Consider the following 18,406-nt stretch of genomic DNA (forward strand, 5'->3'; position numbering starts at 1 on the left):
TTAGCCCTGCCTGCTGGTACCCGGCCTAAAATTGGAAATTGGGGGACGAAACCGGAGGTGCATCATGCGTATGGCAAAGACCCTGCAGGATCGCCTGGACAAGGCCAACTGCGACTACGACATCATTCCCCATCCACATTCGGCCACCAGCCTGGAGTCGGCCCGCACGGCCGGCGTGCCCGCCGAGCGGGTCGCCAAGTCAGTGATGCTCGATGACCGTCATGGCAACTACATCATGGCCGTACTACCGGCCAACCGGCATCTGGACATGACCAAGGTGCGCATGTCCGGGGCATGGCAACTGACCCGTGAAAGCGGCCTGCCGAGCCTGTTCGGCGACTGCGAGCGCGGTGCCGTACCGGCGCTGGGCGATGCCTATCAGATAAAGATGCTGCTTGATTCGAGTCTTACCCGCCAAGGCGATGTCTATCTGGAGGCGGGTGATCACGATCATCTGATTCACATGAGCATGGAGCAGTACCTGAAGCTGGTGCCGCGCGCCGAAGTGCGTGAGCTCAGCTGATGCTCTCAACCCATGCCGGGCCGGCATCGTCGACGACCGGTCTGGCGACGAGGAGGAACCATGGATAAGCCGATTCATCCTTTGTCCGAGATTTTCCAACAGCTGGGGTTGCCAGACGATCCGGTCGAAATCGACCGTTTCATCACCACCCATTCGCCGCTCGACGACGATATAAAGCTGGTTGATGCACCTTTCTGGAACGATTCCCAGCGTGCCTTCCTGAAAGAGAAGTACATTGCCGATGACGACTGGATTCCGATGATCGACCAACTGAACGAGGCGCTGCACCCACGCAAAAAATAAAGCGCCGAGTGGTGCCTGACGAGTGATTGGCCGTTGCTATGCTCAGGAAAACAACAAGGGGATAGCGCGATGAAAGATCCCTACGCACCGGGTTTCTGGTGCTCCGTGACGATCCTGGGCACGTTGACGGCCAGTTATTTCTACGGCATCAGGCAAACGCAACAGATGAACCAGGCAGTGCACTTCCTGTATGCCGCTGCCGCCGTCACTGTGGCAGTTGCACTGGTGGCGCTGACCTGGATCGCCTGGCAGCAGCTGCACCTGAACAAGCGTGAGGTGGTGCAGGGGCGAACGTTGCTGACCATCTGGAACACCAAGGTTGCGCTACGCCGCGTCGAGACGGTGTTCGACCGCTATTTCTGGGGCAGCTACTGGCATTCGGGGCGCACCTTCGAAGAGGTCATGGGCGAACTCAAGGGCACGCCGCTGGAGCAGAGCCTGGATGCGTTGAAACGCCAGTGCCGCTTGCTCGACCGCGAAATTCATGACCACCATCACCACTGGCTGGCCAATGCCCGCGACCTGTCCAGCGTGGCCCAGGCCATGGCTCGTGAACGCTACCAGCTGGACCTGGGTGAGCCGACCCGCAGCGGCCATGGCAACACCGCTGTGCTCAACCGGGACCTGGAAGTGCTGGTGTACACCTGGTCGGCGCGCCTGCGCAGCTTTGACCATCAGCTGGACGAACTGGAGCGCGCCTACCATTGAGACGCTTTATTCACCGCGGATGTATTGCTCCAGTTTCAGGATCAGGTTTGCCTGTTCTGCGATGGTTTCCTTGACCAGGTCACCGATCGACAGCAGGCCAAGCAGTTCGCCATTGCTGACCACCGGTAGGTGGCGCAGGTGGCGGTTGGTCATCAGGTTCATGCAGTACTCGAGGTTCTGCTTCGGTTCCACGGTAACCACCGGCGCACTCATGATGTCGCGCACGGGGGTAGCGGCGGACGAACGGCCCTTGAGCACCAGTTTGCGCGCATAGTCCCGTTCACTGACGATACCCACGACTTGGTTACCCTCGACCACCGGTAGCGCACCGACGTTTTTCTCCGCCAGCAGCTTCAGTGCGTCGAGTACCGAGTCATCCGGGCCGATGGTGTACACGGTCTGGTGCTGGGACTTGGTCTTGAGGATTTGTTCGACGGTCTTCATACGGGCCTCTGCGGGTGGAAAAAGCGATGTCTCGGAGTAAATAAAGCATCCGGCACGGCGCTCTGCACGGCAATGCAGGAAACGGCATCGAGTCGATTGAAAAACGTCATGAGTGGTCGCCTGTGCTGGCCTCTTCGCGGCTGAAGCCGCTCCCACAGGGAGCGCACAGCTTTCAAAGGCGGTGCAGTCCCTGTGGGAGCGGCTTCAGCCGCGAAGAGGCCAGCAGAGTTGGCTCAGAGCTTCGGCATCTGCCCGATCCGCGCCACCATCTCGCTCACTACCTGCAAGTCCAGCATGAACTGCTCCACGGTCTTGAACTCGTTGTCGTTGTGCCCGGTGTACTTCACATCCGGCATGGCCAGGCCGAACTGCACGCCGTTAGGCAGGTCGTGTACCGAGGTGGCGCCCGCCGAGGTACCGAACTCGTGCTTCATGCCCAGGTTCTCGGTGGCCACATCAAGCAAGGCTTTGACCCATTCGCCCTCGGGGTTGCGGTACATCGGCTCGTCCAGGCTGTAGTCGAAGGCCACCGAGGTATGGCTCTGCCGGGTCCATTTGCCCAGCTTGTCGGCCAGTTCGTCCTTGATCGTGGCAATTGGCTTGCCTTTCGGAATGCGCAGGTTCACCGCCAGCTTCAGGCCTTTTTCATCCACCCCGACAAAGGTCAGCGAGGCGGTCAGCGGGCCCATGAACGGGTCCTTGAAGGCCACGCCGAGCTTGTTGCCCAGGTAGTCCAGGCCCCAGTTGTCGGCGGCGTAGCGGGCGGCGTCGGTGAAGTGGTTGTGCTTGAGCGGCACATCCTGGCCCAGGCCGTTGATGAAGCCGAGCATGCGCGCTACCGGGTTGACCCCGGATTCCGGCTCCGAAGAGTGGGCGGAAACGCCGGTCACGGTGAGCAATACCTGCTTGCCATCGGCTTTGGCCACGATGCTGAAGTCGCCGCCATTGCGCTTCACGTAATCGGCACCGGCTTTTTCCAGCTGGCTGGCCAGCTTCGCCGGGTTGTCGGTGACCAGGGTCGCAACCGAGGTAGTCGGAATCTGGTTGGTGGCCAGGCCGCCAGTCAGGTTGACGATCTCGGCACCCTTGCCACTGGCCGGGCGCTTGCTGAAGCTTGCCATGATCGTGCCGTAGCCTTTCTCGGCGATGACCACCGGGTAGCCGCCATCGAGGGCCAGGTTGTAGTCGGGCGTGGGGTTGCGCTCGAAGTAGTAGGGGATGGCATCGCCGCTGGTTTCTTCAGTGGTGTCGATCAGCAGCTTGAACTGGCGGGCCAGCGGCAGGTTCTCGTCCTTGGCCACTTTCAGCGCGTACATCGCCACGACAATGCCGTTCTTGTCGTCTTCGGTGCCGCGGCCATACATGCGGTCACCGACCAGGGTGACCTTGAACGGGTCCAGGCGCGTGCCATCGGCCAGCTTCCAGTTGTCCGGGTTGACTGGCACTACGTCGGCGTGAGCATGGATGCCGACCACTTCCTTGCCGCTGCCCAGCGAGATCTCGTACACCCGGTTGTCGATATTGCGGAAAGCCAGGCCGAAGCTGTCAGCCAAGGCCTTGATCTTGTCGGCGATCCTGAGGAACTCGGGGTTCTCGTGCTGCGGCGTGCCCTCGACATTGAAGGTGGGGATGGCCACCAGCTCACGCAGGGTTTCGCTGGCAGCCTTGCCGTACTTGATGCGGGTATACAGGCCGAGCAGGCGGTTGATCTCGTTCTGCTGCTCGGCCGCCAATGGCTTGCCGCCCAGGTAGGCATCCAGGGTTGCCGCAAGGTTGTCGGCCTTGGCCAGGTCGCTGCCTTTGAGCTTGCCGAGGAACTGCTTGAAGTCGCTTGGGTCGCTGCCGTCGAACGCTTTGACGATGGCCGCGGACTGCTGCTGGGTAAGGTTGGCCTGGGCCGGTTGGGTGAACAGGCCGATGCTGGCCAGCAGCAGGGTGGTGGCGGTGAGTTTTTTCAGGTGCATGGTTGTGCGCATTCCTTCGCCAGTCATTGTTGTGGGTTACCCGTCGGGAAACGGGAAGACGCCCACGCTAACACCAATGACCCGTGGCACGGGAGTGCCAGAAACGCGACATGTCGCACAAACGAAAAAGCCCCCAGCAATTTACCGGGGGCCTTTCTGTGCTTCTGTCCCGTCCTGAGCAAGGTTCATACCTGCAGCCCGGGGCGTAGCGCAGCGCGCGGGATTCGCGTGTAACCTGTGCCTGCGCTTTTTCACAAGTGACCCCGTGAGTATGGAAGCAGACAACAATACCAAGTCCCACTACACCTACCAGGCCGTGTACCGGTACCTGCTCGATTGGATCGAGGCCTCACCGTCGGACGTTGAACAGCGCCTGCCGTCGTTGCGTCAGCTGGCCCAGCGCCTGAACGTGTCGGTATCCTCCACCAAGTACGCCTATTCGCTGCTCGAAGACGAGGGCCGGGTGTACGCGAGGCCCAGGCACGGTTATTTCACCCGGGCCAGCAAGACGCCGCTGCACGGCGAATGTTCACCCAGCCTGCTCGACACGGTGTTCTCCAGCGCCCGCCAGCCCGGCATGCTGGCCCTGAGCAGCGACGCGCCGGCCATGCTGCTGTCACTGGAGAAACCGCTGCTGATGATCGAGCGCGAGCTGGCGCGCCAGTACCCCCGTTCCCATGCGCCGCTGTACCAGCCGTTCGGCGAGCCGGAGCTGCGCGGTGTGCTGGCCGACCGCTACACTCGCTCGCCCCAGCGCTACTGGCATGCCGAGCATGTCTTCATCGGCTCGGACCTGCGCAGCATCCTCGAGCTGTCGCTGCGCGCCCTGGGCCTGGAAGGCCAGGTGGCGCTGGTCGAGTCGCCCTGTTCCTGGGCGGTGCTGCGGCAGTTGCTGGCTGCGCGCATGACCATCGTCGAGGTGCCTTTGCGCGCCGACGGCCGTTTCGATCTGGAGCAGTTCCGTCAGTTGCTGCATGCCCAGCCCGTGCGCCTGGCGGTGCTGTCGTCGGCCACCAATGTGCCCCAGGGCGGGTTGATGCCGGCTGCGGACAAGCGGCAGATCTCCCGCTGGCTGGCCGAGCGGGATGTGTGGCTGTTCGAGAACGATGGCTACGGCGAGTTCTGCTTCGAGGCCTCACCGGCCTGCTATCGCGACTTCGCCGACCCCAACCGCTTGCTGGTGTTTTCCACGCTCGACAAAGTCATCGGATCCGAGGCGCCCTATGGATACCTGCTGTGTCGGCGCCAAACCGAGCAGTTGCAGCAGCTGTTTCTGGAACGTGCCTTCCGCCTATCGCCGATACGCCAGAAGGCCATCGCCAAGCTGTACACCTCACGCCGGGTTGACCAGCACTTGCAATTGCTGCGCGCCATGCTGCGCGAGCGCATGCAGCACATGCAGGGCCTGCTGGAGCTCCACGGCCAGGGTTACCTGCGCTGGGTCGCGCCCCAGGGCGGGGCCAGCCTTTGGCTGGAAGCGACCCGGCCGGTGGAAATGCGCCGGGTATTCCAGCGCCTGCTGAGCCAGCGCATTGTCATCGCGCCCGGGGAAATCTTCAGTCAGCGCGGCCTGTGGCGTAGCCATCTGCGCTTGTGCTACACGCTGGACTGGAGCAAGGACATTCCCCAGGCGCTGCAACGCCTGGTCAAGGCGATCCAGGACGAGGCTCAGACGCCGTAGCAGTGGTCAAGCGTCGGGAAGGTGCCGTCACGCACCTCGTCTGCGAAGTGTGTGCAGGCCTTGCGAATCACACCGGCGACATCGGCGTACTGCTTGACGAACCGTGGCACATGCTCACCCCCCAAGCCCAGCAGGTCCTCGGTGACCAGCACCTGGCCGTCGCAGGCCGGGGAGGCGCCGATACCAATGGTTGGCTTGTCGCTGTCCTCGGTTATGGCCCGGGCCACCGGCTCGGCGACGCCTTCGAGCAGCAGCGCGAAGGCGCCCGCCCGCAGGTTGGCGCGTGCATCGGCCATCAGTGCCGCGCCGCTTTCCGAGCTCATGCCTTGGGCCTTGTAGCCGCCCATGACGTTGACGAACTGCGGCATCAGGCCGATGTGCGCCATCACCGGCACACCGCGCTCAACCAGAAATTCCACGGTGCCGGCCAGCACCTGGTTGACTTCCAGTTTCACCCCGGCGCAGCCGGTACGGGCAAGCACCTCGGCACAGTTGCGAAACGCCTGCTCGGGGCTCTCCTGGTAGCTGCCGAACGGCATGTCGGCGATCACACAGGCCAGGCGCGTGCTGTCGACCACCGCGCGGGTATGGGCGATGGTCTCGTCCAGGCGCATGCCCAGAGTGGAGCTGCGGCCGTAGCCGACCATCGCGGTGGAGTCACCGACCAGGATGAAGTCGACCAGGGGGTCGATTACCTGGGCAATCGCGCTGGAGTATGCCGTCAGCGAGACGATCTTCTGACGGCCTTTCATGGCCACCAGTTGCGGGACAGTCATTCGTCCGTTACGGATATGCGTGCTCATCAGTGTCTCCTTAGTTGTGAAACGGCCCCGGTAATCGGGGCTCCCGGTTACAGCCAGTCTTGCTCCCACGTCCGCCAGGCGAGTTGGTCCTGGCGGATGCGGTCAGGTTGCGGATGGACCATGAACACGGCCCCCGGCGAACTGTTGAGGTCGACGGTCGGCGCCAGGGCGCGGCCGTCGCTGAAACGCCAGCGGGCGCTGTGGTACGAGGCAAGCTGGTCGAGGCGCGAGGTTACCCGGCCCAGGTCGAAGCGACCCTGGCCACGGGCGATCAGGTTGAGGGTGCAGGCCGCCTGCAGCTGGCGATAGCGCCGTGGGCGCTGCAGCAGGCGCGCTGGGGTCAGGCAGGCCTCGACGGTCAGGCTGACCTGGTCGGCGCCAGTGGCAGCCTGCAGGGCGGGTGGGTTGGCCAGGCCGGACAGGCGCGCGCCGGTTTCCAGCAGGCGTGGCCCGGCGGCGGTGAGGATCACCTCGGTGTGCGCCGGGCCCTCACCGATGGCCAGGGCATCGAGCACGCCCTCGACATAGCCGACCAGGGCCTCCAGGCATGGGTCGTCGGGGGCCAGCAGGTATTCGCTGTCGTAGATCTTTCGCCCATCCTCGCTCAGTGTCTTGGTGCAGCGCCAGGCATCGCTGAGCCAGTGCCGGCCTTGGTGGCTGACGGTGTTGATCACGTACTCGTCGCCTTCGAGGTACTCCTGCACCAGCACTTCATGGTTGTCGCGCATCATCAGGTTGGTGCCGCCGAGGATGGCGTCGGCGGCATCGCGGACCTGGCTGGTGTTGCGGCAGATGAACACCTGGTCGGAGCCGGCACTGTCCAGGGGCTTGACCACAACCGGCCGCGCACCCTGGGCCTGGAACCAGGCGCAGGCCTGCTCGGCGCTGCCGGTGCGCAATTGCGCTGCCACCGGCAGACCTGCGGCGGCCACCTGCTCGGCCATCAGCGCCTTGTCGCGGCGCGCTGCCGACAGCGTCGGGTCGTTGCCCGGCAGGCCAAGGGTGGCGGCCAGGCGGTCGGCCAGCTCAACGCCGAACTCGCTGCCGGTCAGCACGGCTTCGGGGTGCTGGGCCGCCAGCACCTGACACAGTGGCTCGAAGCCGACCTCGTGCAGTTGGTAGCGCTGGGCGAACAGGGCCTGCGGGCAGCTGGCGGCGAAGGCGGCCGGCATGTCCCGTCGCGAGCTCACGTGCAGCAGCGGGCGGTGCTCGGCCAGGGCACGAGCGAGGAAGGCCCCGGTGGAGTAGGCGTCCACCAGTACCAGTGGGCGCTGGCCGGGTTCAATGCAAGGGTTGGTCATAACGGTTCACCATGTAGTGCAGCATCTTGAACAGTTGGTCGGCGCGCACGCCGTGTTCGGCGTTGCCTGCCGCGTGGTTACGCGCAAGCGGCAGGCCGCCCAGGGTGGCCCAGCGCAGCGCACCGTGGTCGTCGATCAGGGTGGTGGCGCGGCCGGCGTTGTCGGCGTGAAGGCAGTAGGGAATATCCAGCAAGCCCCGGGCGAAGCCCTGCAGCAGCGCAATGCCCAGGTCGGCGTGCAGGTCGAGCACGGCGTCGACCAGTTGCCTGGTTTCCATCAGGATTTCCTCGTAATAGCCCTGGTTGGCAGGATCGAGCGCCGCTGGCGCCTGCGCCGCGCTGCTGCTGGCCATGTCCAGCGCCTGAAGGTTGTCGCGCACCGAGGGAATCTGTCGGGCTTCGGCCACGGTCTTGACGATCAGCCGTTCGCAACCGGTGGCCTGGGCCAGTCGGGCGCTGTCGACGATCAACCGGCGGGCGCCATGTTCGGTGCAGGGGAACACGCCCATGTAGGTGTACACCACCACGTGCCAGTGGATATCGCCCAGGTAGTGCGCCGCCAACTGGCGCAAGGCGCGCAGCGCACCTTGGTCCTGGGCCATGCTGGTGCCCTGGGCATAGCTCAGTGACACGCTGCGGATGCCGTACTGGCGAAAGAACATGGCTTCGAGCAGGCCGACCGCCAGCAGCATCGAGGGTGGGCATAACTGACCCAGCAGGCAGCCGCCGAAGCTCTCGATATGGCCATGCGCGGTGCCCTCGGCCAGCGCACGGCAGCTTTGTCCCCAGGCTTCCACCGCATGCAGCAGCGGCAAGCGGCTGTAGGGCATGCAGTAGGACACAGGGCCGCCTTCGGTGGTATCCAGGCCAACTGCGGCCATGCGCTTGAAGATGTTCTGCGGCTGGGCCGTGCCATGGCGTACCTGGATCGGAAAGTGCTCGCTGTAGAGTCCGTCGAGCATGCCGCGCAGGGCTTCCAGCGGGTGGCTGACGATGGGAAAGCCATTGAGCGGGCTGCCGTCGTTGAGGCAGCGCAGGGCGCTCTGGTAATCGCCGACACGGGTGTAGCTGTCGAGGGTGATGGTGCCCAGGGCGCCCGGCTGGCGGGCCACGGCCTCCAGGCCAGCACGCATGCTGGGGATGTCGGCGAAACCCATGCGCGGCTGCACCACGAGCTGCCCGCGCTCGCGGGCGCGTTCGATGAAGCGCTGGAAGTGGCTGGTATTGGTGCTGGCCATGGTCAACGCCCCGACACCAGTTCAACCACCTGTTCACCGGTGATCGGATCGTGACGCACGATCCGGCCCTTGTGCGGGTCGCCGGCGCGCACTCGGGCGATCAGCGAGGCATCGCTGTCGAAATCGATAGGCGCGTGCCGGTAAAGGCTGCGCAATGCCGCCAGCGGCAGGCCGCTGACCTCACCGAGCCATTGGCCGAGCATTTCGTCCTCGGCCTGGCCGTCAAGCAGCGCGTGCAGGTCTTCCAGGCGCCCGACAATCTGGGGATGACGCAGGCTCAGGTATAGCGCCAGGTCACGGCCATGGCTGACGAAGGGCGAGAACTGCATGCAGACAAGCTGCTCTTCGTCGAGGTCAAAAGCCGAGCGGGCGAAGCTGTCGGCCAGGGCGCGCCGGTTGGCCATGCCGGAGGCGCCGGCGTAGGGCGCCAGGGCCAGCTCGATAAGACGATCGGGCATTTCCTTCTTGCGCATCAAGGCCTGGGCCAGTTCCAGGTATTCGGCCAGGCCATCGTCGTAGCTGCGTCCCTGCACCTGTTCGGCCTTGAGCCCGCGCAGGTGGGCCATGAGCATCGGGTTGGCGCAGTCCGACTCGGTGAAGCTGAACGCCAGCTCCTCGAACCGGAAGCCAAGGAACTCGGTGATCAGCTCCCAGTGGTCGTCGACCCGGTAGCTCACCAGGTCGTAGATGCTGATGAACGCAGGTTCCTCTCCGGCGTTGCCGGTACTGACCCGACGCTCGTCAAGTGCAGCGTCGAAGCCTTCGCCGAGCAGTTCGATGAAGTAGGCCTGGGCGATACCGTCCAGCGCCTGCAGCAGCCCGCGGAAGCCTTGGCGGCGGCAGGCCTCGACGTTCAGCCCCAGGCGTTCGGCCAGGCGCATGATCCAGGTGAAGTAGTGCTTCTGTTCCTTGCGCGAGTCGCCGGTGACCACCGCGTCGACGCCACCCTGCCACCAGGCGGCGCGGCCGAAGAAGTCGGCCACCGCAAGGTTGCAGCTGTTGCAGAAGGTCGGGCGACCGTCGCCGGCGGTGCGGTGGCCGTTCATCAGCACGTCGAAGCGGTTCATCGCCTTCACCTGGCTGGGGAAGGGCAGGTGGCGTTCGAATGGGCGGATCTGCCTGTGGTCGACCACCAGCATCTCGACCCGCGCGTCGCCGTATAGCGCCAGGGCATGGTAGACCCGGTCGATGTTGGCCATCACCGCGTCGGCCACCCCGGCATGACGCATGTTGGCGATGCGCAGATGGAAGGTGCGACCATGGGTGATGGCCAGGTGCAGCTGGGTCGCGCGCAGCAGCGACACGGTATAGGAGCTGTCCTTGCCGCCGCCGTAGGCGACCATCAGGCGGTAGTCGGCCAGGCCTGCCAGGCCTCCGGCGGCCTCGATCAGGCGTTCGCCGAACACGCGCACGGCGTTCTGGTCGTTGTCGCTCAGGTAAGGGGTGAGCCGGGCCAGCAGCGCGGCGTCGTCGTGTTCGGTACGTGCGGCGTGGTTCATGCTGGCTGCGTCTCCAGGCGGTAGTGTTCGATGACGTGTCGGATGTCTCGCTCGATGCCGGCCTGGTCGCTACCGGTGAAAATGAAACGTCCGCCCTGCAGCGCGTCGTAGCCGCCGCCGGCCTCCAGTACCTCGCCGGGATGGGGCAGCAACTCGCGCCAAAGCGAAGCGACCTGGGTGCGCTGCGACGGTGCCTCGAGCACCGTGCACGGCAGTTGCCGCGGCTTGGGGATGATCAGCCAGCCGCCGCTGGGGTCGCTGTCCTGGCCGGGCAGGGTGGCAGGCTCGCCGAGCAGGTTCTTCAGCCAGTGCTCATAGAGATTGACGCCGAACACCCGGTTGATCAGGTGTGGCACCTCGCTGCCGCCAACCCGCGCACCCACTTCCAGGAATACCAGGCGACCGTCCTCGCACACGAACAGCTCCAGGTGGAACGCGGTGTCGCGCAGCCCCAGCGCCTGCAGGCACTGGCGACTGAAGTCGGCGATGCGCGTACGCAACGGTGAGGCCTGCAGCAACACCGAGCCCAACGGCTGGTACCGGGCGAAGTCCAGGCAACTGTTGAGGTAGCGCGACACGGCTTGGAACGGCACCTGACCGGTAGCGTCGGTGTAGCCGTCGACGTGGTATACCTGGCCCTCCACGAAGGCCTCCACTTCGTGGCGCGCCAGGTCGATGCCGTCGAGCGCGGCCAGCAGCTGGCGCTCGTCATCGACCCGCACCACGCCGATGCTGGCGGCGCCGTCCACCGGTTTGACGATCAGCGGGTAGCCGGTTGCGTTGGCGAAGTCCAGGGTGTGTTCCAGGCTGTGGCAGCGGGTGAAGGCCGGCACGGCCAGGCCATGCTCTTGCAGCACCTGTTTCATCCGCGCCTTGTCGCGGTACACACCCACTTCGTCCGGACCATGGCCGGGAATGTTCAGTGCCTGGCGCACCTGGGCGGCGATTTCGAGGGTGAATTCGGACAAGGCGATCAGCAGGTCGACCGGGCCGACCCGTTCGATCACTTCAGTCACTGCGGCCAGCAACTGAGGGTACTGGTTCACGTCCTCGACCTGCACCATGTGGGCGATCTGCTCGCGCGGCGTCAGCACGCCAAGAGCGCCGGGGCCGTCGACCACATAACTGATGCGGTGGGCATGGTGATCGAAGAAGGCTTCGTAGCGGGTCAGTTCGTTGTCCCAGCGCTGGCCGTCGTGGAAGCGCGGCCAGCGGTTGACGATCACGATATGCATGGGTTCGTTCCTTGTTCGGGCGACAGAAGGGGGCTCAGGTCCAGTGCGTCACGTCGCCGGTGCCGAGCACCAGCGAGTGACGGACCTGGGCCAGGCGATCGAGGTGGCGCTGGAAGGCGTCGAGGGCGTCGGCCTCGGTGAACACCGCGTCGTACCCGGCAGCCAGCAGCTCCTCGCGGACCGCGCGGGTCTGCGCCTCGGAGGTGGTCAGCTTGCCGCCAATCACCACGTGCAGGTGCGGGTGTTGCTGGCGCAGCGCGCGGATCAGTGCCAGGCCCTGGGAGTAGCCGTGGCCGTTGACACTGCTGATCACCAGCAGATGCGCGTGTCTGTGCTGGTCGACCGCGTCGAGCACGGCCTGGGCCGGTGTGCAGCTGCCCAGGTTCTTCACCTCCAGGCCGCGCTCGCCCAACCACAGTTGCAGGTACACCAGATTCCACATGTGCGAATCGGATTCGACCGTGGCCAGCAGGCATAGGTGTTGGCTGTTCATCGGGAGGCCTCCATGGCAGGGTTATCAGTATCAAGTGCGGCGTTCAGGCGCCGCGTGGTCAGGTGGAACAGCAGGGCGCCCGGCCCGCTCAGCAGCAGGCCCAGGGCGAGGATCAGGCCTTGAATGCCGTAGCGCTGGCCGATGCTGGCGCTGAGCAGCCCACCCAGCGGATAGGAAGCCAGGTTGACCAGGTAGAAAGGGCCCATCACCTTGCCCAGGTGCTCCCGCGGGATAACCTTGATTCGCTGGGTGCGGTTGAACACGTTGAACAGGGTGCAGCCGGCCATGGCCAGGACGAAGCTGGCACCGTAGCCGAGCAGGCCGCTGGCCAGCCCCATGGCCAGGATCCCGCCGCACAGCACGGCGAAACCCAGCGCGCCCACTTGGTGGATCGACAGTCTCGTCAGCAACCACGGCACCAGCAGGAAGTTCAGCAGGCCCAGGGCGCCGGCGGCGCTGTTGATCAGGCCGAAGGCACCGTCGGTGGCCTGGAACACGCCGCTGACGACGAAGGCATTGGCGCTGAGCACACAGGCGAAGGCCAGGTTGATGCTGAAGTTCAGCAGCGCCAGGCTGATGATGGGTGGGTTGCCCAGCAGCAGCTGCCAGCCCTGGCCCAGGGCGGCGAGCACAGGTTGCCGAACGCTGTCGGCGTGGGCGTTGGGCAGACCGCGCCAGCACATTGCTGCCAGCAGCAGCGCGACGGCGGCCAGGCCCAGCAGCGCCAGCTTGCCGCTGTACAGCACTAGCGCGGCGGCGCAGGCCGGGCCCAGCACCTGCGCCAGCAGCTCCATGTTCTGCACCAGCGACTGGGTGTGGGCCAGGCGCTCGGCCGGCGCCACCTGCGGCACGGTGCGCTCCACGGCCATGCGCACCGGAGCCATCAGCAGCGACAGTAGTACGCCGTTGGCCGCCAGCGCCCAGACCGTCAGGGCCGGCGCCAGGCTGCAGCACAGTACGGTCAGCCCCAGGCTGGCGGCGCGCAGCACGTTGGCCCACTGCAGCAGATTGCGCCCGCCGACACGGTCCGCCAGCACCCCGGCGAATGGGTAAGCGAGCAGCGCCGGCAGCCATTCCAGGGCGAACACCAGCCCGGAATAACGCAGGCTGCCGGTGACCTGGTAGACCATCAGCGGGACGGCGAACAGCACCGTCTGTTCGGCCATCAGGCCCAGCAGCAGGCCGGCGCCGAAGTGGCGCAGGGGCGGGTGCTCAGCCATGCTGGCGGTCCAGGTCGGCTTCAAGTTCGCGCAAGCGTGGCAACACGTGCTGGCAGAAGCGGCGCATCTCGTCGCGGGTCGGCCAACCGGAGAAGATGAACTCGCTCACCCCGGCCTTCTTGTACTCCAGCAGGTAGGCGGCCACTTCCTCGTAGCTGCCCACCACGCACAGTGCCGGGCCGCCTCGGTAGGCCACAGCACCCGACCAAAGCATCGGCGACAGCCAGTCGTGATGGGCACCCTCGGCCAGACGGAACGAGGTCTTGACCGCCTCGGAGTCGCAGCGGGCGACAAACTGGCGCACCCATTCGCGGTGCTGCTGGTCGGGGTTTTCCATCATTGCCTCGACCTCGGCCAGTGCCTCGTCGCGGGTTTCTCGCGCCAGCACGTGCATGCGTATGCCTACCGAACGTCCGGCCGCGAGTACTTCGCGCGCGGCCTCGGCGATGCCTTCGGGCGTGTCGCCGTAGCGCAGCCAGCAGTCGCTGTGGGATACCGCTACCTGCTGGGCGATCCCTGAGGCGCCGCTCAGATACAGGCGTGGCCGCTCGAGGTCCTTGAACGGGAGGCCCAGCTGGGCGTTGTCCAGCTGGTAGAAGTCGCCATGGTGGCTGAGTGGAGTTTCCCCGGCCCAGAAGCGCCTGAGAATTTCGATGAACTCGCAGGTGCGCGCATAGCGGCCATCGTGTGCAACGTAGTCACCGTAGTACGCCTGCTCGTCCGGCGAGATGCCGGCCACCAGATTCAAGGCGATGCGTTTGTCGGACATCCACGACAGCGTGTTGACCACCTGGGTGAACAGGGTCGGGTGCAGCAACCCGGGGCGGTAGGCGAGGATGAACTTGACGTTGCGAGTTTCGCGCACCAGCGCGCCGATCATCGGCAGCGGGTCGGGCATGTGGTAGCTGATGCCCATCAGCAGCGAGTCGATGCCCAGTTCGTCGGCCTCCTGGGCGAAATCGACGATACCGGCGAAGTCCAGGCGCCCGGTGTCGTACTTGTCGGAGGCTTTCTGCTGGCCGCTGTCGAGCGGCGAGCACCAATGAATGCGCAAGGGGGTCATGCGGGTGTCTCCGGAAAAGGCCCGCCGTCAGAGCGGGCCGGTGCGAGGGCGTGGGGCTCAGAACAGGAAGTCGCTGCCGACACTGCGGTCGAACAGGGCGACATCGCGGATATGGCGCTTGCCGCAGATGAAGCGCAGCAGCCGTTCAATGCCCAGCCCGCCGCCGGCACTGGGGTGCAGCAGCCCCTGGCGGGCTGCTTCGAGGAAGTTGCCGAACGGGGTCAGGTCCATGTCCAGCTCGTTCATGCGGTAGAGGATCTGACCGTGCTCGTACTCCCGTTCGGCACCCGACAGTGCCTCGCCATAGCCCTCGGGCCAGACCAGGTCATAGTTGTTGTAGTGGCCGCGTTGGCCGGGGGTCTCGCGGTCGTAGAATTCGCGGCGGTGGTTGGTGATGAAGAACGGCGTATGGGCCTTTTCCGACATCAGGCGCTCGAAGTCATCGCCCAGTTCGGCCTGCAGTTCGTCGGTGCTGTACACCGGGAAGGCGGTTTCGTAACGCGGCAGTTCACGGCCCAGCTGGGCCAGTTGCGCGGCGCAGTGTTCGCGCACCTCGTCCAGGGTGTGCTTGACCATCTGCTCGATCAACTGCATGGCCTGTTGCATGGTGCCGCCGCGAATCTCGAAATCGAACTGGGAGAACTCCAGCAGGTGACGCTGGGAGTCCTTGATCTCCGGCTTTTCCAGGCGGATGTTCGGCGCGACGATGAAGATGCGCTCGTGGCCGCGGGCGGTCAGGGCCAGCTGCTTGTGGAAGATCATGCTGGCGGTGAGTTTCAGGCGCCGCTGCTGGTACTGGATCTCGGCCGGGTACACCGCGTGGTTCAGGGGGTCGGTGATCGGCGACATCAGTATCGGCAACAACTGGCGGAAGTCACGGTCGAGCAAAAAGGTCTGTAGGGCATGCAGCACACGGCCACGGATAATGGCCACTGCTTCGACGTCCGGGTGGTCAAATGCGGCGATCTGGCGCTGAATTTCTTCCATGTTGGGGTCATCTTGTGGGTCAAAGGTGGCCCGATTATTGGCTTTCGCTGTCAAAACTCAATGTACAGATTCAGGTGAAAAAGCGACCCAGACGCGCTTTTTATTGTCCTGTCCGCCTGCGACGGTGACCATGAGCCCGACCGGTTCTGCCGCGCCTTCGTTACCCGATTACAGGACACCCATGCCAATGACGGCCCACCCTCGACCCCTTTCCACGCGCTTCAGCCGCACCGACTACAAGACCTTGGGCCTTGCCGCGCTGGGCGGCGCGTTGGAGATCTACGACTTCATCATTTTCGTGTTCTTCGCGCTGATCCTCAGCGAGCTGTTCTTCCCGCCGCACATGCCTGAATGGCTGCGCTTGCTGCAGAGCTTCGGCATATTCGTCACCGGCTACCTGGCGCGGCCGCTGGGGGGCATTCTGCTGGCGCACTTCGCCGACCGTCTGGGGCGCAAGCGTGTGTTCAGCCTGAGCATTCTGATGATGGCGTTGCCGTGCCTGTTGATCGGCCTGATGCCGACCTACGCGCAGATTGGTTACTGGGCGCCGTTGCTGTTGCTGGCCCTGCGCATTCTGCAGGGCGCCGCCGTAGGCGGCGAAGTACCCAGCGCCTGGGCGTTCGTCGCCGAGCACGCACCGGCCGGCCACCGCGGCTTCGCCCTGGGCATGTTGCAGGCCGGGCTGACCTTCGGCTACCTGCTGGGCGCGGTCACCGCGGCGGTGCTGGCGCGGGTCTACACCCCGCAGGAGATGCTCGATCACGGCTGGCGTCTGCCGTTCATCCTGGGCGGTGTGTTTGGTCTGGTCGGTGTCTGGTTGCGTCGCTGGCTCAGCGAAACGCCGGTATTCGTCGCTCTGCAGGCGCGCCGCGCAGCCGACCCGGAGCTGCCGTTGCGCACCGTGCTGCGCGGGCACCGGCGAGCCATCGCCCCGGCACTACTGCTGACCTGCCTACTGACCTCGGCAGTGGTGGTGCTGGTGGTGATTACCCCGACGGTGATGCAGAAGCGCTTCGGACTGCCGGCGGACCAGACCTTCGCCCTGAGCAGCCTGGGCATCGTCTTCCTCAATATCGGTTGCATCCTCGCCGGGCGCATGGCCGACCGCCTCGGCCCCTGGCGCGCCCTGGCGATTCACAGCGCACTGCTGCCCGTCGGGGTGGCGGCGCTGTACGCCAGCCTGATTTTCGAATTGCCGCTGGTCGGCGTGGCCTACGCGCTGGCCGGCCTGTGCTGCGGCGTGGTCGGGGTGGTGCCGTCGATCATGGTCGGGTTGTTCCCGGCGGCCATTCGCGTGTCGGGGATATCCGTAACCTACAACATCGCCTACGCGTTGTGGGCGAGCGTTACACCGTTGCTGCTGATCGCCCTGATGCCCTGGAACCAGTGGGTCGCGGTGGGCTTCAGCGTGCTGATGGGCGCAGTAGGGCTCTGCTGCGTGCGCCTGTTCGCCCGGCGCGGGCCGGACGTCGAAAACGCCGGTGTGCCGGCAGGTGCCAAATGAGCTGCGGCCCTTTGCAGTGGCTGTCGGTGGCCGAACTGACGGCGCTCTATGATCGCCGCGAGCTGTCGCCCCTGGAATACCACCAGTACCTGATCGACCATGTACAGCGCCGCGAGCCGGCCCTGAATGCGCTGTGCCAGTTTACCCCTGAGCTGGTGCTGGAGCAGGCCGCTGCGTCCACCCAACGTTGGGCCAGGGGCGCGCCGCTCGGGCCGTTGGATGGCGTGCCGGTGACCTTGAAATCGTTGATTGCCACCCGTGGGCAGCTACTCGACCAGGGGTGCGCGGGCCTGGAGCCGCGCCTGGCAGTGGCCGACGCGCCACCGGCGGCGCGCCTGCGCGAGGCGGGCGCGGTACTGCTGGGCAAGACCTGCGTGCCGGATTTCGGCATGTTGTCTTCGGGCCTGTCGAGCCTGCACGGCATCACCAGAAACCCATGGAACACGGCACTCAACCCCGGTGGCTCGAGCGCCGGGGCGGCGGCCGCGGCAGCGGCGGGCTACGGCCCGCTTCACCTGGGCACCGACATCGGTGGTTCGGTGCGCCTGCCAGCCGGCTGGTGCGCGCTGGTGGGCTTCAAGCCGACCCTCGGGCGCATACCCATCGACCCGTATTATACCGGCCGCTGCGCCGGGCCCATGACCCGCACGGTAGACGACTGCGCGGCAATGATGGCGGTGCTGGCGCGCCCGGACCTGCGTGATGCCACCAGCCTGCCGGCGGCCGAGCTCGACTGGGGGCTGCGCCCGATGAGCGTGCGCGGCCTGCGGGTGGGGCTGCTGCTTGAACCTGGTTGCGGCCTGCAACCCGACGCGCAGACCTGCGCCGCGGTGCGCGCCGCCGCCGCGCTGTTCGAGGCGCAGGGCGCCAGGCTGGTGGAGGTGAAGCCATTGATGGAGCGTCGTCTGCTCGACGGCCTCGACCGCTTCTGGCGCGCACGGCAGTGGAGCGAACTCCGCCAGCTGGAGCCCGAGCGCCTGGCCCAGGTGCTGCCGTACATCCGCCAGTGGGCCGAGCCGGCCCGCCACATGACGGCGGTGGAGGCGGTGGAAGGCTTCAACCAGACCTTCGAGATGCGCCGGCGCGCTGCGCGGCTGTTCGAGCAGTGCGACCTGCTGCTGTCGCCGACCAATCAGGTGCAGGCCTATCTCGCCGAGCTGGCCTCCCCCGGCAACGACCCGCAACTGCCGTTCGAACACATCGTGTTCACCGTGCCTTGGAACATGGGCGAGCAACCGGCGCTGTCGATCAACTGCGGCTTCAACGACCAGGGTATGCCCATTGGCTTGCAGATGGTCGCCCCGCGCTTTGCCGACACTTGGCTGCTGCGCCTGGCCAAGGCCTTCGAAACCTGGCGCGGGCCGATCCGGCACTGGCCCGAGTGACCCCATGCCGTGCCAGGCAGGCGCGGCACCGACCTTCGTTCACGGACAGGACACCG

Annotated in this window: 17 protein-coding genes; 6 read left to right on the forward strand and 11 right to left on the reverse strand. The window is 65.5% G+C overall.

Annotated elements, in window-relative coordinates; all coding sequences use genetic code 11:
- The first annotated feature begins 64 nt into the window (after positions 1-64).
- The 3 genes from RIN61_RS12660 to RIN61_RS12670 all read left to right on the forward strand — a co-directional run bounded on the left by RIN61_RS12660 (position 65) and on the right by RIN61_RS12670 (position 1,534).
- The gene (locus RIN61_RS12660; protein WP_003260230.1) at positions 65-523 is read left to right on the forward strand and encodes an aminoacyl-tRNA deacylase; all 459 of its coding nucleotides are present in this window, start codon (positions 65-67) and stop codon (positions 521-523) included.
- A gap of 60 nt (positions 524-583) precedes the next feature.
- Positions 584-826: a DUF2789 domain-containing protein gene (locus RIN61_RS12665; protein ID WP_112251210.1), complete on the forward strand. Its 243-nt coding sequence runs from the start codon at positions 584-586 to the stop codon at positions 824-826.
- 69 nt (positions 827-895) lie between these two features.
- Positions 896-1,534 carry an NADH:ubiquinone oxidoreductase subunit N gene (locus RIN61_RS12670; RefSeq protein WP_112251212.1) on the forward strand — a complete coding sequence of 213 codons (639 nt, stop codon included), beginning with the start codon at positions 896-898 and terminating at the stop codon, positions 1,532-1,534.
- A 6-nt stretch (positions 1,535-1,540) separates the two neighbouring features.
- Here the strand turns inward: RIN61_RS12670 and RIN61_RS12675 are convergent, their stop codons facing one another.
- Together RIN61_RS12675 and RIN61_RS12680 are read right to left on the reverse strand one after the other, a co-directional pair.
- Positions 1,541-1,978, reverse strand: a complete 438-nt coding sequence (locus RIN61_RS12675) for a CBS domain-containing protein (protein WP_112251214.1) — start codon at positions 1,976-1,978, stop codon at positions 1,541-1,543.
- A gap of 233 nt (positions 1,979-2,211) precedes the next feature.
- Complete coding sequence (locus RIN61_RS12680) at positions 2,212-3,942, reverse strand: dipeptidase (RefSeq protein ID WP_112251216.1); 1,731 nt, start codon at positions 3,940-3,942, stop codon at positions 2,212-2,214.
- Between the two features lie 271 nt (positions 3,943-4,213).
- On the opposite strand from RIN61_RS12680, the gene RIN61_RS12685 reads away from it, so the two are divergent.
- Complete coding sequence (locus tag RIN61_RS12685; RefSeq protein ID WP_112251218.1) at positions 4,214-5,623, forward strand: aminotransferase-like domain-containing protein; 1,410 nt, start codon at positions 4,214-4,216, stop codon at positions 5,621-5,623.
- On the opposite strand, the gene panB is transcribed toward RIN61_RS12685, so the two are convergent.
- The 9 genes from panB to RIN61_RS12730 are packed head-to-tail and all read right to left on the reverse strand — an operon-like array spanning position 5,611 to position 15,461.
- Positions 5,611-6,426 carry a 3-methyl-2-oxobutanoate hydroxymethyltransferase gene (panB, locus tag RIN61_RS12690; RefSeq protein ID WP_207877628.1) on the reverse strand — a complete coding sequence of 272 codons (816 nt, stop codon included), beginning with the start codon at positions 6,424-6,426 and terminating at the stop codon, positions 5,611-5,613. The two genes, RIN61_RS12685 and panB, sit on opposite strands and share 13 nt — an antisense overlap.
- Positions 6,427-6,473: 47 nt before the next feature.
- Positions 6,474-7,727, reverse strand: a complete 1,254-nt coding sequence (locus RIN61_RS12695; protein ID WP_112251220.1) for an ATP-grasp domain-containing protein — start codon at positions 7,725-7,727, stop codon at positions 6,474-6,476.
- Positions 7,708-8,964, reverse strand: coding sequence for a methylaspartate mutase (locus RIN61_RS12700; protein WP_112251222.1), 1,257 nt, complete (start codon positions 8,962-8,964; stop codon positions 7,708-7,710). Before RIN61_RS12700 ends, RIN61_RS12695 begins: the two co-directional genes overlap by 20 nt.
- A 2-nt stretch (positions 8,965-8,966) precedes the next feature.
- Positions 8,967-10,463: a hypothetical protein gene (locus RIN61_RS12705; RefSeq protein ID WP_112251224.1), complete on the reverse strand. Its 1,497-nt coding sequence runs from the start codon at positions 10,461-10,463 to the stop codon at positions 8,967-8,969.
- Positions 10,460-11,698, reverse strand: coding sequence for an ATP-grasp domain-containing protein (locus RIN61_RS12710; protein WP_313857414.1), 1,239 nt, complete (start codon positions 11,696-11,698; stop codon positions 10,460-10,462). The genes RIN61_RS12705 and RIN61_RS12710 overlap by 4 nt, the downstream gene beginning before the upstream one ends.
- Positions 11,699-11,732: 34 nt before the next feature.
- Entirely contained in the window at positions 11,733-12,191 is a 459-nt protein-coding gene (locus RIN61_RS12715) for a cobalamin B12-binding domain-containing protein (protein WP_112251228.1), read from the reverse strand.
- Positions 12,188-13,411 carry an MFS transporter gene (locus tag RIN61_RS12720; protein WP_112251230.1) on the reverse strand — a complete coding sequence of 408 codons (1,224 nt, stop codon included), beginning with the start codon at positions 13,409-13,411 and terminating at the stop codon, positions 12,188-12,190. Before RIN61_RS12720 ends, RIN61_RS12715 begins: the two co-directional genes overlap by 4 nt.
- Positions 13,404-14,474: an LLM class flavin-dependent oxidoreductase gene (locus tag RIN61_RS12725; protein WP_112251232.1), complete on the reverse strand. Its 1,071-nt coding sequence runs from the start codon at positions 14,472-14,474 to the stop codon at positions 13,404-13,406. The genes RIN61_RS12720 and RIN61_RS12725 overlap by 8 nt, the downstream gene beginning before the upstream one ends.
- Before the next feature lie 57 nt (positions 14,475-14,531).
- Positions 14,532-15,461 (reverse strand): asparagine synthetase A, encoded by a 930-nt coding sequence (locus RIN61_RS12730; protein WP_112251234.1) that lies wholly within the window; start codon positions 15,459-15,461, stop codon positions 14,532-14,534.
- Between the two features lie 187 nt (positions 15,462-15,648).
- On the opposite strand from RIN61_RS12730, the gene RIN61_RS12735 reads away from it, so the two are divergent.
- Positions 15,649-16,965, forward strand: a complete 1,317-nt coding sequence (locus RIN61_RS12735) for an MFS transporter (RefSeq protein WP_112251236.1) — start codon at positions 15,649-15,651, stop codon at positions 16,963-16,965.
- The gene (locus RIN61_RS12740) at positions 16,962-18,350 is read left to right on the forward strand and encodes an amidase (RefSeq protein ID WP_313857418.1); all 1,389 of its coding nucleotides are present in this window, start codon (positions 16,962-16,964) and stop codon (positions 18,348-18,350) included. The genes RIN61_RS12735 and RIN61_RS12740 overlap by 4 nt, the downstream gene beginning before the upstream one ends.
- Positions 18,351-18,406: the final 56 nt, after the last annotated feature.

Origin of the sequence: Pseudomonas inefficax, from assembly GCF_032164165.1 — a bacterium.
Taxonomy (GTDB): Bacteria; Pseudomonadota; Gammaproteobacteria; order Pseudomonadales; family Pseudomonadaceae; genus Aquipseudomonas; species Aquipseudomonas inefficax.